Source organism: Sporolactobacillus shoreicorticis (genome assembly GCF_024125445.1).
In the GTDB taxonomy this organism is placed as follows: Bacteria; Bacillota; Bacilli; order Bacillales; family Sporolactobacillaceae; genus Sporolactobacillus; species Sporolactobacillus shoreicorticis.
The window spans coordinates 1-15800 of record NZ_JAMXWM010000027.1 but is presented as its reverse complement, the minus strand read 5'-3'; the positions used below and the strand labels follow the sequence as shown (position 1 = coordinate 15800).

Genomic DNA, 15800 nt, shown 5'->3' with positions numbered 1-15800 from the left:
TCTATTCGACAAACTCCACCGGTTGACAAACGGATTTTCATTTAAAATGTTTCTTCATACTGCTCTGTAAAATAACGATTTTTACTATTCTTAACAATCAAAGCTACATAAAAGTTCATTTAAAACCGTAAACAAAAAAACACCGTACTCCTTCTTGGAGCCGGTGTTCCATCGAATGCTCAGTGAAAAAACGGATGCAGGATGAGGACGTCGCTTTTTTTCACGAATGCGATACGGTGATTATAGGAAATCTGATAGTATTGATCCTGCCCGCTCACAACATGATAGGTTTCCGGTTTGTTAAACAGTTTCGCATAGTAGTAATCCGAACCCGTCACCTTCTCACCGACATAGATTTGGCCGGCAGGCATCGAATAAATCGGTGTGATTCCGACGGCAGGAATACCGAATTGATCATAGGCAGATGCCTCCGGATAAGCAGATCCATAAACAGGGATTGATTCCGCCCCTTTCTTTGCGGTAATCAATATACCGCTTCCAGGCACTGTATTCATGCTTTTTGGATTATAGAACCATGCCTTCTGCCCGCCGAAATCAATTGCGGTCCAATTCTTTGTCTGAGCAACTTTATAATATGAACGACCGGCGACGGCTTTATCGCCCCAGTCATTGAGCGCAGTTGTTCCGCTGCCGTTCGGATGAAGAAGCGGATCGCTGATCAGCGGTGCGTTGAAGCTTGGCTCCGTATATAAATAGACAAAATTTGAAGGCTTAGGCTCAAGTGGTTGGTTATTGTATGACGTTTCCGGTTTATTCGTTTTATAATTCGGATTGATCGTGACAATGCCTTGACTCTTTTTCAGGCCAATCGAATTTCTTTTTTTGGAAAATGGCGCGCCGAGCAGGTCAAAATAATGTGTCCAATTCCAGTACGCGGCCGGGTCCCAATGCATGCTGACCTGGCGCGCCGGATTCAATCCGGGAACTTCTTCATGACCGATGATGTGTTCGCGGTCCAGAGGAATATCATATTTCTTTGCCAAATACTTCACCAGCTTCGCTGAAGCTCGATACATCGGCTCACTATACCATGTCGAGCCTTCAACTGCATAACCCTCATGCTCGATTCCGATAGAATGACTATTGATATACCAATTGCCAGCATGCCATGCTACATCTTTCGGGTCAACCATCTTAGTGATTTGTCCATCTGAAGAGCGGATCACATAATGCGAGCTAACGTAGCTTTTCTGTAGAAAGGTATTAATGGTTCCCTCATAACTGACTTCTGAGTCATGAATGATAATATAGCGAATCTTCTGTCCGTCATAAGGGCGGTTGGCAAGATCGTAGTTGCCGTAATCCCCATCCGTGTCGGAAAATGCCTCGTATAAAGCAGGAATGTTCTGCATATCGACTCCTTTCGGTTCGTCTGCATTGCCATGCTTATGCTTAGGCAACTGAAGATGTGGCAAACTGGTTTTATCTGGCTTTACATTTTTCGCTTGAAGCCGAACCGTACCGCCTGAAGAAAACGTACGCACTGCGCCTTCTTTGATCGTTTTGTAGACCTGATCGGCAAAATCAGTCGCCGTATCATAGTCGGCTGAACCGCTGTATTTAGCGACTGCGCCATACCAGTCTTCAGGATCACTTGAATGTGTGCCTGTAAGCTGTTTTTGATAATCAGCAAGTAATGCGGCTCCGCCCAAAATATTTGTCTTCGTATCTTTTTTAAGCAATTGAGGCGGAGCGTTAATTAATTTCGCCGCTTGAGCTAATGTATGCGTCCCTTGGTCCGATGATTTTGCACTCGCACTTTTATTAAGTACATCCCCCTTTGCCAAGAGATCCACAGATGAATCGCTATCTGTCAGATGCATCACGCCATAGCCGCCCGAGGTACTTGGCTGCCCGTTATGACTTTCCCATCTCGTCTCATTATAGGAAACCGACATCAGGATGCTGACCGGTACATGATAGATATCGGCCGCCTTTTGAAAATCTGCTTGCAGGCTTGTCCGACTGCCGTTTGGTGATTCGGCATGTACCGTCGCATTTGACGTACAAATGAACAAAAACAAAATCAGCAGCCATGAGATGATTAGAAGATGAACATGTTTTTTCTTGACCAAACGAATCACTCCTTGTTCCTTTTGGCTTAATTACTCACAGATTGGCAACAAGCAAGCGCTGCTTCACCCCCAGAAAAATGAAAACCAGCCAAAGATTTACTCAGGCTGGTTTTTGTCTTGGTTGATGAAGACAAAGCAGGCGTATTCAGGTCACACAGGTATTCATGCGAAACATTTATAATTCCCATCATCCAGATGATTTGAGCGGCAGGCAATGGGTCCATTGTCTATTCTCAAAACGTGGAAATTAAGGGATAAGTTCAGTATAGAGCGATCATTATAATTGTCAATATTACGAATATTAGATCTAGTTAGACGATACAGGTGCTTTTTAACCAAAGGACTTTTCCTATTCATTAACATTGCTACCAATGGTCTGTATCAATTGATCAGCTTTATCGTCAATTTTTTGCAGCGGTTGCTTCTCTTCGTGAAATAAATATGCCATATGTACTAGAGGATTCATAAACATTAACATTATTCAAATATTTTTTCGAAAAAAATTTTTCAAGGTTTGGGTTTCAGATTTTAACTTTCTATAAGAAAAACCGGGTAAAAAGCGCCTGGTCCTTACTTCCGCAGGATGCCGCGGCTTTCGCATTGCGTGCAGGACGTACTTTCACAGGACGTGATGGCTTTCGCATTGCATACAGGACGTATGCGTAATTAGCGAAAGTTCCCTTACAGTTAGAAAGATCCTCTACAGTTAGCGACATTTTCTTAGCTCCAAATGCGGTTTTGAATCATCAACCTTGAACAGACATTTTTATTTCATAAATCACTTTGGTTCTTCATTAAGTAACGAAGTAAAATAAGCGGATATTTTCCGATTATATGCATCATAGCGCTTGTTTCACGGGTAAATAAGGGGAATTTTTCCGCTTATTCAAAGAAAAGCCCTCCATTTTCACGTTTTTCGATTCGATAAGCGGAATTCTCCGTCTATTTAAGCGATCTTTTCATTCATTTTCGAATTAAGCGGAATTTTTCCGGTTATTTCGCAGATTGGGCGCTACCTGATCGCCCAACTGAATCTTATGACCTTATTGTCGTATCAACCAGGCCAAAAGGCTAAACTTTCTTATCTTATTAGAAAACTTGGCTTCACCAAACCTCCAGCGAGGGCGGAGTTGCCTCGTGACCCATGTACGGCCTAGTATCCGGCTTGCCACAAGATGTGATGACTTTCACGTTGCGTTCAGGACGACGTATGCGCGCCTAGCGAAAGTTCCTTTTCAGTTAACGAAAACACTCTTATTGCCGAACCACTTACATCCGTTCATGATCAATATCTATCTTTTATCAATGATTCTGCCGCAACGCTTCCGTATTCACGACAAAGTCCGGCTGTTCATGATTCATAAATTTACGCACATTCTCAACAGTCACGTGGGCGACACGGGCGATGCTCTCCCGCGTTGTTCCAGCAACATGCGGCGAGGCGATCAGGTTATCCAAATTCGGTAAGGATTCAGGCGGCTCCTGCTCAAACACATCCAGTGCGGCTCCGGCAAGTCGCCTTTTCTTTAAAGCCTCGAAAAGTACCGGTTCATCAATCAGCGCACCTCTGGAAATATTAATGAGAAATGCCGTCGTTTTCATCTTATCAATCGCATACTGATCAATAAGATGGTAATTTGAGGAAGATAATGCTGTGCTGATCACGATATAATCCGCTTCGCGTAAAAGTCGATCCAGATCCACAAACGTCGCGCGCAGCCGGCGAGCCGCATCTTGGTCTTGATAATTTCCGAATGCAATCACACGCATATTGAAGCCGCCTGCGAAACGTGCCACCTTTTGGCCGATGGAACCGAAACCGATAATTCCAATCGTTTTCCCGTCAAGTTCATAGGCTTCCGCGCTCGGCCACTCGCCCTTTTTCGTTCCGCGATCCAGCATTGGAATCATTCGCGACAAACTAATCAATTGGCCGAAAGCCATCTCCGCTACGGAGGTCGCATTTCCACCCGGGGCATTGCTGACCAGAATGCCTCGAGCAGTCGCATCATTGATCGCCACATTATCCAATCCCGTGCCTGTCTTCAATATGTAGCGGAGATTTGGCGCCGCCTCAATCACTTCACGATCGCATGGAGCAATAGCAGTGATACAGATCTCGCATTCACGAATCGATTTCTTAATCAATTCCTTATTCAAAGCCTGGTCATACATCAGACAGCGGACATGGGCACCCATCGCTTCCAACTGATCCGCCATTTGCCTGTGGATGGACACATATGATTTACCGACACAAAAAAGAATTTGCATGACGAACCCTCCGATTGATCAATGATCATCTGTTTCACGCACCACCTGCGTACAGTTATTAATATACCAAAAACGGACGTAATCCTCTAAATAAAAGATTTCAATAGAATGGATTGATCGTGCGTGGTCGGTGTCTTCCCTCCAGTGAACACAATTTCCTCGGTATATTCACACATTCTTGCTCCCTATCTGAATGTGCGAGAAATCATTGAACGTTCATAGGTTTTTGAACGCCTTTCATTGTACGTAATTCCGTCCTGTTTCGGCACAGATCAGGCATGACTGAACGAAATAACCGTGTTATGATTAAATGAACGACACAACCTTTTTATTAACCGTGTTAAAAGACTATGTTGTTCGCTGCCTTTTTTGGTTGAAAAACCTAGGTTCTGAAAGGTTCGCCTGTTTCATCAAACAGGTAGTAATTGAGCCGATAAACAACTTTTCGTTTAACATCCCTTTTCTATTAAAAGTTGGAATATTCAGGTTGCGCGATCTGCGCTTTCGCATGCGAACACAAAATATGTCCAATTAGTGGTGAAGCGTTTGAAAAACGGATGGATGATCTATTCGAAATCAGTAATACATAATCGATACGGCAACAATGCATTTGAATGGATGACGGAGACCGCTGCCAGGCATCATATCCGTCTGGTAATTATTTTTGTTGAAGATTTAGTGATTCATAGCGCATCGACGGTGACTTTTTACAATAAAAACGAACCGCTGCGTCTACCGGATTTTGTTTTCATGCGCTGTTACAACCGAATTGTTGGCTCTCAATTGGAACAATTAGGGATAAGGGTTATCAATCCTATATCTGCCATGTTTCAATCGCGCAACAAAGTCATCACGTCGCAGATTCTCGCTCAAGCAGGCATTCCGACACCGAAAACAGTTTACACGGTTACAAATGACTATCCCTTGATTTCGGGTCATTTTAACAATCAGCCTTTCATATTGAAAGCGGTGGAAGGATCACAGGGAAAAAATGTCTTCTTAGTCAAAAATGAGCAGGACTTCACAGAAGCATTCAACAAAACAAAAGGATACTGTCTCTGTCAGGAGTACATGGAGAGCAGTTATGGTAAAGATCTTCGAGTGTACGTGCTTGGCGGACGGGTATTAGGAAGTGTGCTTAGAAAATCAAAGTCGGGATTCAGAGCCAATTATTCATTGGGCGGCAGTGCTGAGTTGTATGAAACGAGCCAAGTTATTGAATCGCTCTCGGTTAAGGCTGCGGAAGCGCTTAATTTGGAATTCTGCGGAATCGATTTATTGTTCGGCAACAACGGATTTACCGTTTGCGAAGTCAACGGAAATGCAGGCTTCAGGACCATTTCCAAAGTATCCGATGTTGACATTGCCGAGGAATTATTCACTTATGTGGATCATGCCGTTTATGGACAAGGAACAGGAGATTGGCGTTAGCGATCATTAATGAAGAAATGAATTTTAAATAAGATAAGAAAGCAGGGCGATTCCATGCACCTAGAATTAAGCAGCTCCATAAAAGAAAACGTAATGAACCTCTTCAACTACCTTCATACTCATGCGGAGATCAGCATGAAAGAAACAGCAACGACCGCTTTTATTAAAGAAAAGTTGGACGCGCTCGGCTACCGTACACGAACATTCGATGACTGTCCCGGCGTCATCGGCGAAATCGGCAGCGGAAAACCGATTGTCGCTTTGCGCGCAGATATGGACGCGCTCTGGCAGGAAGTCAATGGCAAATTGCAAGCCAATCATTCGTGTGGACACGACGCGCATATGTCGATGGTACTCGGTGCCGCCATGGTGCTGAAGGAAAAAATTGATTCCGGCGCGGGTACAGTTCGTCTCGTGTTTCAGCCTGCCGAAGAAATCGGACAGGGTGCTTTGGAATTAAGCAAGCGAGGCGTTCTCGATGATGTCGACTACTTCTACGGCGTACATCTGCGTCCGATTGAAGAAACAAAGGACGGCCGCGCCCGTCCGGCAATCCTGCACGGCGCCTGCGGCACGATTCGTGGTGTGATCGATGGTGAGGACGCCCATGGCGCGCGTCCCCACCTTGGTACGAACAGTATTGAAGTCGCGGCCTCAATCGTAAACGCGCTGGGACATCTCCATGTCAATCCGATGATCCCGAGTTCGGTTAAAATGACTAATCTTCACGCGGGTTCGGCGACCAATATTATTCCCGGTCATGCCGAATTCAGTTTGGATGTACGTGCTCAAACGAATGAAGTCATGACCGAATTCAAAAAGAAAATAAAGCAGATAGTTCAAGGAGTGGCAGCGAGTTACGGAGTCAGCGTCCGCCTTGATGATTCTCATGGCAGCCCTGCCGCCGTTTCCGATCCGGAAGCCATTGCCATTATGGGCGACGCCATTAAGGACGTACTCGGCAGCGACCATTTCGACCCTGCCGGTTTATCAAGCGGCGGCGATGATTTTCATCAATACGCGATTCGCACACCAAAATTGAAATCGACAATGCTTGGACTCGGCTGTGATCTCAAGCCCGGCCTGCATCACCCCTATATGACCTTTAACCACGATGCCATGTATAACGGTGTGTTGATATTAGCAACGGCAGTACTCAAGACATTTGAAAAAGTGAGCGGTTCCGCCGCGGTCAAGGAGTGAACGCCATGAACGCGCAACGATCGAAACAATTGCTGCAGGAGGCTCAGTTGCTGCTGCCCCAATTAACCATGTGGAGGCGTGATTTGCATCAGCATCCCGAGCTTGCTTTTGAGGAGCACCGCACCTCCGAAAAGGTCGCCCGCTTTCTCAGATCACTTAATCTTGAAATCAACGGGCCGCTTGCCGAAACCGGAATGGTCGCCTTACTTAAAGGAAAAAGGCCGGGCAAAACCATTGGACTGCGCGCCGACATGGATGCCCTTCCGATTCAAGAACGCAACACCTTTAACTTCAAGTCTGAGAACGATGGTAAAAGCCATGCTTGCGGCCATGACGCACACACGTCCATGCTGATGGGAGCTGCACAGCTATTACAAAAGCAGCAACCGGAGTACGGCAGCATTGCCTTTCTCTTTCAGCCTGCCGAAGAGGTCAGCAAGGGAGCGAAGGCAATGATTGATGCCGGTGCCTTGAATGGAATTGATGAAATGGCCGGCCTTCACATTAATGCCGGCGTTGACCTTGGCAAAATCGCATTCTCAGGGAGAATCGGCTGCGGGTCCACTGATTTTTTCTCATTGGTCATTATCGGTAAAGGCGGTCATGCGGCGCATCCCGACCTTACCGTGGATTCGGTCACGGTGACCGGACAGGTGATTACTGCGCTCCAGCAATTATCCAGCCGCCAGATTGACCCTGTTGATCCCGCCGTTTTGACGATCGCGACCATCCATGGCGGAACGGCGAACAACGCGATTGCCCCTTCAGTCAAAATGACCGGAACCGTTCGAACGTTAAATCCCGAGCTGCGGCAAACGATGCCTAGGCGAATCAAGCGTATTGTTGAAGGCGTTACCTTAGCCTTCGGCGCAGATTATGATCTTGACTACACATTCAGCTCGCCGTCGATCATCAACGACGATCATATGACGCAGCTTGCGCAGCAAACTGTTGACGAGTTACTTGGCAAGGGAAATCGCCTGCAAAGCAAGCCGAGCCTCGGCGGTGAAGACTTCTCGTTCTACACAGAGCAGCGTCCATCCATCTTCTTTGTGCTCGGAGCAGGCAGCAATGCGATACCGCGTCACCCGAACCACCATCCGCAATTCACCATTGATGAACGTGCCCTGCCATACGGATCCGCCATACTGGCCGCGCTGGCGTTAAATGCTCTTGAGAATTGAAAAAGCTCGTGAACCGAGGTAAACGGTTTACGAGCCTTTTTAAGAGACAGCATGCATCTGTTTTTTCATCAATTTCCTCTTTATCTCAGGCAAGATTACATTTCAAATTCAATAGATAAAACAGCCTTACACTCCCGAATTAGCCTGCTTCATCTCAATACAGGCAGCAACAAAGTGTTTGAACAGTCCGAGCATCGCATCGCTGCCGCCGGCGGTCATTGATTCCGGATGCCATTGAACACCCATTAATCCTTTCTCCGTCATATCAATGGCTTCAATGATGCCGTCGGACGAGAAGGCAGCAACTTTCAATCCGGCTCCAATCTTGTCAATCGACTGGTGATGAAGACTGTTGACAATAATCGTCTCCTGCTCACCAAGCACCTGATACAGCCGGGTGCTTTTTTCCAGACGCACACGGTGGCTGCCTTCACGGCGCGGCACCTTTTGTTCGTGTTGAATCGGATGATCCAGCTGACTGTCGATATCTTGAATCAACGTACCTCCCAGCGCAACATTGATCACCTGAAGTCCGCGACAGATGCCGAATAAAGGCTTGCCGCGTTTCAGCGATTCATGTACCAATTGCAATTCTGCCTGATCACGTTCCGTATCAAATACGCCGCAGCCGGGCGTCGGATCTTCATTAAAGAATTGCGGATTTACATCACATCCGCCGCTGAGCAGAAATCCGTCACACAGTTCTGCATACCGCTCCGTGCATGAACCCGGAGCGATCGGCAGGATCAAAGGAACAGCGCCCGCCATTGTCAGCGAGGTTATATAATCCTTATGCGCGTAATCACCTTCTGAAAAATTTGTGAGTTTTACAAAACCGCTGGTGATTCCAATGATAGGTTTTGACACTGCTCCTGCTCCTTTCTCGCTCTGCTAGTTTTACAGTTTAATATAATGATTTTTTACGATTGCGTCAACGTACTCCTCGCGTATCACGAATTTACGGCGTCTCAAAGCTGATTTTCAGCTCATTTTTCTTCATTTTACTTAAGTAGCGATAGATCGTCGCTTCAGAAGTCTTCAGTTCCTGAGCAACGATTCCGACAATGCCCTTGAGCAGGAAAATCCCATTGTTGTTCAATTGGTGAACCACGAGCAGCTTTTCCTGCTGTGACATACGTTCTGATGGAACATCAACGCTTGAAACAATCTCTTTAATACTGCTGATGGCAATATCCTCGATCGATGGACTGAAGTGCTCAACAGGGGACTCCAGATCAATGCCGGCCGGCCAATTGATGCCAACAAAACCACCTAGATACTGAATCGCTTCCTCCATTTTTCGGAAACTGATGTTGATACACAGCATACCGATAATCTCATCATGCTCGTCATAAATAAAATATGTTGACGATCTGAGGACTGTGCCGTCATTAGACCTTCCCTCATAATTCGTGATAAAGGATCTACGGGATTGTTTCCCTTCCTTTAATTGTTTTAAAAGCAAACGTGTTGCCGGTGATCCGATCCTGCGACCCGTTAAAGTGGTACCGCTTATTGCAATCACCGAATGTTCCAGATCGCGCACGTCGTGAAGAATGATTTCTGCCTCATCCCCCACCACATCGCTTAGAAAGGAGACAAAATTCTTATACCGCTGCAGTTTATCTTTAATCTTTGTCCTCTCCTTACGTTTAAAAGTTCGAGGGGTATCCGTCCGTATGTACAATCACATTAAACGCGCGCATGTGCCGCAGTTAATTGTTTAAAAGCGCGCAGCACCATGTCTGTGCCTCTTTCAACATTCGCGCGCGGAGTTGCAACATTCATTCGGAAAAAACCGGTTCCGGCATCGCCATACATGCTTCCCATCTGCAGTGCAATTCCATTCGCAATCAATACTTCACTCACTTCTTGTTCAGAAAAACCCAGTTCCGCGTAATTGATCCACATTAAATAAGTCGCATCATTGTCCATACATCGAAGACCGTCGATTTGCGTGAGGTGCTGGCAAACATAGTCAATATTTCCTTTTACATAGTCAAGCAGTTCGTTCACCCATTGCTCGCCTTTTTCATAGGCAGCTGTCATCGCTGCAATTTGAAAAGGATTCATTTCTGGATAAACCATAAGCTTTTGTTCCTGTTTTATTTTCTCGGCAATTTCGCGTTCAAATGTCAGAATATAGGATGGTCCGATTCCCGCCAAATTGAATGTTTTTGTCGGTGCCATCAGCGTAATAACAGCCTTGCATTTCTCAGCGGCATGCTGCGCCATTGGTTGGTGTTTTTTCCCGGAAAACACAAGATCCGAGTGAATTTCATCGGCAATAATCGGCAATTCATACTTTACTGCCAGATCAATCACGTCCTGCAATTCCTCCGGTTCCCAAATGCGTCCGCCGGGATTATGAGGCGAACAAATGAGAATGCAGGTAACCTTTTCTTCATTGATTTTTCGTTCCATATCATTAATATCCATAAAATAACGGTTTTTCTGAATTTTCAGCTTCGACACAACCGGAACACGATCAAGCTGATTCAACTGTTCAAAAAAAGGATTATAAACCGGGTTATGGATCAGGACCTTATCCCCTTTTTTTGTCAATACGCGAAGAGCCAGAGAGATGCTTGATACCACGTTATGGTTGAAAACAATCGCATCACTTGGAACCTCCCAGCCATAATGCTTGATCAGCCACGACTGCACCACCTGTTTCAATGATTCGGGGCACAGCGTATAACCGAAAATTTTCTGATCCAGGCATGTCTTCAACGCGTCAAGAATGCAATTCGGAGCGCTGAAGTCCATATCGGCAATCCACATTGGGAGCAGATTCGGCTTTCCATACAGTTTTTCCGCTCCGTCCCATTTCACACAGTTTGTATTCGTTCGTTGCACAATTTGATCAAAAATGCTTTTTGACACACGACCCGCTCCTTCGCAAAAATCATTTTTCATCATTCCATCCAAGTCGATATAAAATGATCATTTAATGAACAATTATCTCGCATTAAATACGAGATAATTTGTTATTATGATAATAAATTATTTATTGTTTCTATTTTCTTTCTTTTATAAAGATAAGTCAACATTTTTTTACATTTCTGGGTATTCCCATAAAACTGAGATGACTGAGATGCATTCGAATTGTGAGACTTTTTTCCCGTGAACCATCGGCATTAAAATACTGAGTTTTCTCCACTGGCAACCTGATAAAATGATCCATTCATGAGAAAAGCCCCTCTTTTATAAAAAAAAGAGAGGTTTTTGCCAGATAAAGGCACACAAATCATCAACAGCCTCGTTCATATTTTGCAAATGGATCGCTGATCACAATTCGCTGCGCCTCCGCATCGCTCGTGCCGACGTACAAAGTCATCCGTCCGTCGCCGCGAATAGCTCCGCCGGTGAAGACGACATCACGAAGGTCCGGGCGCTTTGCCGGCCCGCCGATAAAGTCCTGACGTGTGGCAATAATTTCAGGCGATGAATGGCGGCCGGTCAGCGGATCTAAAGTAAAAATCATCGAATAATAGTGACGATTCCCCTGATGGTCAAAATAGGCGATATGTCCAAGCACACCTGCATCGCCATTTTTTAGTGAATGAATCTCATTGGCTCCGCCCCATTCATCATCGGCAAAGTGTCCATCGAGCAGCGGTGCACATTCAATCTTGTTTGTATCAAGCTCATCAAGTGAAGCCAGAAGCACATAGCCAATCTTGCCGCGTCCTCCTTTTTTGCCTTGAGGACGAGTTAAAACCAAAATTAAGCCATTCGGCATTTGAGCAATTCGCAAATCCTTCATACCAACCGGTCCTTCAAAAAAGGGACGCAAAGAACGAATGGATTTACCACGAAAAAACAGTGTCCGCCACGTCACATGTCCCTTCGTGTCCGGTGCGACCCAAACACCGCCGAAAAGCAGCGAATCATCAATTCGTGTGATAAACGGATCCTGAAGCGGAAAAGACGGCATGTCTTTCATCAAATTCCATCCGTCCGTATCTTGCTCAAAGAACCCGATATGGGCACTTTCGCTGTCCCGAGATTCTACGCGGGCCGCAATGATCCGCCTGCCTTCATCATAAAAGGGAGCCGTGCAATTATAGACATCCTTGGCACCGGCTCCTTTAAAATTCAGTTTTTCAACATCATACACGGTCGGATGATCGGCCATATACTGCTCCAGTAAATCTAAGCACTCTGTGACATGCTCCATGAATTTGCGCCTCCCGAAACCATCACCTCTACTATAATCTTCTGCGTGCACAAATTCATGCGTTGTTTTTTTATCGGTCAGCGCTGCCTTATTTTCTCAATCTTTTCAGGTACGTTTACGCATCATTTGTTAACGGTGCTACTGTACCCGTTATTTAACGATTTCAGCACCTTATCAAGAACATGTTTCTATTCAGCGAAACCGATAGTGACCGTCATAATGAGTACCCATGCAGCAGAGTTTAAATAGGTTTCAATTGGGATTATGATGATCCTTTTTATATCGGTCAATAATATGCTTCGAACGTTTTAAATCTTTGGCTATTCGATAGGGTTTGCTGATCATTCTAAGTGACAGTCCATTTAAAAAAGCTCTATGACTTCTCCTATATTCCTGTGCCAGCCTTGATGGTTTGGTAAGCGCACGTTCACGAAGTCCCCTGTGAAAATATGACCGAATATCAAAATCAATACGTGTCATTTTGTGACAGGCTATACAATCAATTTCAGAGATTTTCTTGTCAATATAAATTACACGATGATCAGTCTCACAATGACAATGAGTGCAGAACAGCTGCGTCTGTGTTTTATATTTTCGCATACTTTTCACTCTCCCGAAACCCTGTCCATTTATTAATTTCTGATCAGTATTTGGCACTTGAACCGCATCGGCTTAAGTAAAGTACAAAAAATCGAGATGAACAGCCATCTCGATTTTTGCACACATCAATCCTGCCTAATGTGTTTTTGACCTGTCGACGTATTTAATGCACCTTGCTCCTGCTGCTTTTTTTCAAGACAAGTGATTAAGTCAACGCGTCTTTGATGCTTTCCTCCCTGAAACTCAGTTCCTAACCAAGCGTCAACAATCATTTTGGCCAGTTCGCAGCCGACTACTCGAGAACCGAAGGCAAGGATGTTTGCGTTATTATGTTCATGCGACATCTTAGCGGAATACGGTTCGCTGCAGGCAACAGCCCGAATACCCCGTACTTTATTTGCCACGATTGAAATACCAATGCCTGTACCGCAAATAAGAATACCCAGATCTACCTTCTTTGACACTACATCCAACGCAACTTTATCTGCATAAATCGGATAATCAGTACTTTCAGCAGAAAAAGTTCCCTCATCAATGATTTCTATTTTATTTTTCTTTAAGTAATCCATAAGATTCGGCTTCAGATCAAATCCGGCATGGTCGCATCCGATCGCAATTTTCAATTTTTCCACCTCGTTTGCCTTGCCCCTTCTTTATTTCGTTTCAACACGCACTTTGCTTCTTCGGCTACGTGTTCCGGCGTAAACCCGAATTTGATCATTACAGTTGCCGCCGGAGCCGATGCACCAAAATGATCAATGGTAATCAACCCGCCGGAGGAAGTGATAAATTGGCGCCAGCCAAAGGAAGAGGCCATTTCGATGCCTACACGACTGGACAGCTCAGGCGGCAGCACTTGATCCTTATACGTCTGCGGTTGTCTTTCAAACAATTCCCATGATGGAAGGCTTACAACACGCGCATCTATTCCGTCAGCTGCGAGAAGCGCTTTTGCTTTGATTGCAAGATACACTTCCGAACCGGTTGCAATAAGCACGACATCTGCTGACCGTTTTTCTTTTAAAAGAATATAACCACCTTTTCTGACTCCATCACTTGCATAAACACATTCACCGTCACAGGTTTCGACATCTTGGCGAGTGAGTACAATCAACGTTGGGCTCTCGCGGCTTTCAAGTGCTATTTTCCATGCTTCGCGTGTTTCATTGCCGTCTGCCGGGCGGAGAACAGTTAAATTCGGAATGGAACGTAGTCCTGCCAATTGTTCAATGGGCTCATGCGTCGGTCCATCCTCGCCAACCGCAATCGAATCATGAGTAAAGACGAAAATGGATGGAATACCCATCAATGCCGCGAGCCGAATGGCCGGCTTCGCGTAGTCAGAAAACGTAAAGAAGGTTGAGCAAAACGGAATCAGACCACCATGAAGCGCGATACCATTTGTTGCAGCAGCCATAGCAAATTCACGAACACCAAACCAGATGTTTTTCCCTTCATACTGCCCTGGGAGAAAATCCCCGCTTCCCTTAATCGTTGTTTTCGTAGAAGAGGCCAAATCTGCAGATCCGCCAAACAATTGCGGCACTGTCTCAGCTGCTGCATTGATAACTTCACTTGAAGCAGCGCGTGTCGCTTTATTCGTACCATTTGCATAATCAGGGAAATGATTCGCATATCCATTCGGCAGCTTGCCATCAATCGCATCAAGTAATTCTTGTGCCAGTTTTGGATGATCGGCTTCATAAGCCGCAAACTTTGCGTTCCATTGATTTTCTTTTTCCTCGCCTTTTTTCACAAGTTGATCAAAATGCTCACGTACCTCATCCGGCACGAAGAAAGCGTCATGATTCCAACCATATGCTTCTTTTGTTGCCTTGGTCACCTCCGCACCAAGCGGATTGCCGTGAACCTTGTTCGTTCCCTGAATAGCCGGTGCCCCATAACCAATGACCGTTTTCACCTCGATCAGAGTCGGACGTTCGGGGTCAGCTTTTGCCTGATCAAGTGCCTGCTTTATGTCATCAACCTCATTTCCATTTTCAACAAGCAAGGTTTGCCAGCCATATGCTTCAAAGCGTTTGCCTATATTCTCAGAAAATGACATGCTCAGTTTGCCATCAAGCGAAATGTTATTTGAATCATAAAGCAGGATGAGTTTACCCAATTTTAAATGTCCGGCAAGCGATGCCGCTTCACCGGCGACACCTTCCATCAGGTCACCGTCACCGCATAGCGCATACGTATAATGGTTAATAATAGCAAATCCATTCATATTGTACTTTGCAGCTAAGTGCGCCTCAGCCATCGCCATGCCCACAGACATGGCGATTCCCTGACCAAGCGGCCCAGTCGTTGCTTCAACCCCGACCGTATGACGATATTCCGGATGGCCCGGGGTCAGACTTCCCCATTGACGGAATTGTTTTAAATCTTCAATGGTTAAACCATAATGAAACAAGTGCAGCAGACTGTATAAAAGCATTGAACCGTGTCCTGCTGAAAGAACGAATCGATCACGGTTGAACCATTTAGGATTCAGCGGATTATGATTCATTTCCTTTGCCCAGAGTGTGTATGCCATAGGTGCCGCTCCCATCGGAAGCCCTGGATGACCGGAATTTGCTTTGTCTATTGCGTCTATTGAAAGTGTACGTATCGTATCAATCGATTGCTGTTCAATATGGGTGGTCATGATTATTTCTCCTTCTCAATCCTATTTCGACTCAAAGAATAGAATAGCCAAGTGTTTTTATATCCTTGTTAAAGCCCTTGACTGTGTCCAGAGACACCTGTTCCAACGGCTTTCCTACCTTTTTCAGCTTTTCAATAATTGCCGGCGTGCACGTGATAATATCTACTCCGAGTCGATCA

Annotated in this window: 12 protein-coding genes; 3 read left to right on the top strand and 9 right to left on the bottom strand. The window is 45.4% G+C overall.

Annotation, left to right across the window (positions count from 1 at the left end):
• Positions 1-179: 179 nt before the first annotated feature.
• Positions 180-2096 (bottom strand): N-acetylmuramoyl-L-alanine amidase, encoded by a 1917-nt coding sequence (locus NIE88_RS17450; protein ID WP_253064079.1) that lies wholly within the window; start codon positions 2094-2096, stop codon positions 180-182.
• A gap of 1302 nt (positions 2097-3398) precedes the next feature.
• Positions 3399-4367: an NAD(P)-dependent oxidoreductase gene (locus tag NIE88_RS17445; protein ID WP_253064077.1), complete on the bottom strand. Its 969-nt coding sequence runs from the start codon at positions 4365-4367 to the stop codon at positions 3399-3401.
• Between the two features lie 546 nt (positions 4368-4913).
• Between NIE88_RS17445 and NIE88_RS17440 the strand changes: the two genes are divergently transcribed.
• From NIE88_RS17440 to NIE88_RS17430, 3 genes are read left to right on the top strand one after another with little or no spacing between them, the layout of a single operon-like run.
• Entirely contained in the window at positions 4914-5798 is an 885-nt protein-coding gene (locus NIE88_RS17440) for an ATP-grasp domain-containing protein (protein ID WP_253064075.1), read from the top strand.
• A gap of 54 nt (positions 5799-5852) precedes the next feature.
• Positions 5853-7001, top strand: coding sequence for a M20 peptidase aminoacylase family protein (locus NIE88_RS17435; RefSeq protein WP_253064073.1), 1149 nt, complete (start codon positions 5853-5855; stop codon positions 6999-7001).
• Positions 7002-7006: 5 nt separating this feature from the next.
• Complete coding sequence (locus NIE88_RS17430) at positions 7007-8185, top strand: M20 metallopeptidase family protein (protein ID WP_253064071.1); 1179 nt, start codon at positions 7007-7009, stop codon at positions 8183-8185.
• A 126-nt stretch (positions 8186-8311) separates the two neighbouring features.
• Here NIE88_RS17430 and NIE88_RS17425 read toward each other — a convergent pair whose 3' ends face one another.
• The 7 genes from NIE88_RS17425 to tkt form a co-directional block, all read right to left on the bottom strand.
• Positions 8312-9052 carry a gamma-glutamyl-gamma-aminobutyrate hydrolase family protein gene (locus NIE88_RS17425; protein ID WP_253064069.1) on the bottom strand — a complete coding sequence of 247 codons (741 nt, stop codon included), beginning with the start codon at positions 9050-9052 and terminating at the stop codon, positions 8312-8314.
• A gap of 91 nt (positions 9053-9143) precedes the next feature.
• The gene (locus tag NIE88_RS17420; protein ID WP_290446572.1) at positions 9144-9872 is read right to left on the bottom strand and encodes a helix-turn-helix transcriptional regulator; all 729 of its coding nucleotides are present in this window, start codon (positions 9870-9872) and stop codon (positions 9144-9146) included.
• A gap of 5 nt (positions 9873-9877) precedes the next feature.
• Positions 9878-11071, bottom strand: coding sequence for a MalY/PatB family protein (locus NIE88_RS17415; RefSeq protein ID WP_253064065.1), 1194 nt, complete (start codon positions 11069-11071; stop codon positions 9878-9880).
• Between the two features lie 367 nt (positions 11072-11438).
• Positions 11439-12368 carry a DUF1861 family protein gene (locus NIE88_RS17410; protein WP_253064055.1) on the bottom strand — a complete coding sequence of 310 codons (930 nt, stop codon included), beginning with the start codon at positions 12366-12368 and terminating at the stop codon, positions 11439-11441.
• Positions 12369-12620: 252 nt separating this feature from the next.
• Positions 12621-12968 carry a hypothetical protein gene (locus NIE88_RS17405; protein ID WP_253064053.1) on the bottom strand — a complete coding sequence of 116 codons (348 nt, stop codon included), beginning with the start codon at positions 12966-12968 and terminating at the stop codon, positions 12621-12623.
• Positions 12969-13093: 125 nt separating this feature from the next.
• A complete protein-coding gene (gene rpiB / locus NIE88_RS17400; RefSeq protein WP_290446573.1) occupies positions 13094-13591 on the bottom strand; it encodes a ribose 5-phosphate isomerase B in 498 nt (165 codons plus the stop codon).
• Positions 13588-15621, bottom strand: coding sequence for a transketolase (gene tkt / locus NIE88_RS17395; RefSeq protein WP_253064051.1), 2034 nt, complete (start codon positions 15619-15621; stop codon positions 13588-13590). The genes rpiB and tkt overlap by 4 nt, the downstream gene beginning before the upstream one ends.
• Between the last annotated feature and the right edge of the window lie 179 nt (positions 15622-15800).

Bases quoted from the DNA above. Each gene is read 5' to 3' on its own strand.
- NIE88_RS17445 (WP_253064077.1), bottom strand. From the start codon at position 4,367: ATGCAAATTCTTTTTTGTGTCGGTAAATCATATGTGTCCATCCACAGG.
- NIE88_RS17430 (WP_253064071.1), top strand. From the start codon at position 7,007: ATGAACGCGCAACGATCGAAACAATTGCTGCAGGAGGCTCAGTTGCTG.
- NIE88_RS17435 (WP_253064073.1), top strand. From the start codon at position 5,853: ATGCACCTAGAATTAAGCAGCTCCATAAAAGAAAACGTAATGAACCTC.
- tkt (WP_253064051.1), bottom strand. From the start codon at position 15,621: ATGACCACCCATATTGAACAGCAATCGATTGATACGATACGTACACTT.
- NIE88_RS17405 (WP_253064053.1), bottom strand. From the start codon at position 12,968: ATGCGAAAATATAAAACACAGACGCAGCTGTTCTGCACTCATTGTCAT.
- NIE88_RS17410 (WP_253064055.1), bottom strand. From the start codon at position 12,368: ATGGAGCATGTCACAGAGTGCTTAGATTTACTGGAGCAGTATATGGCC.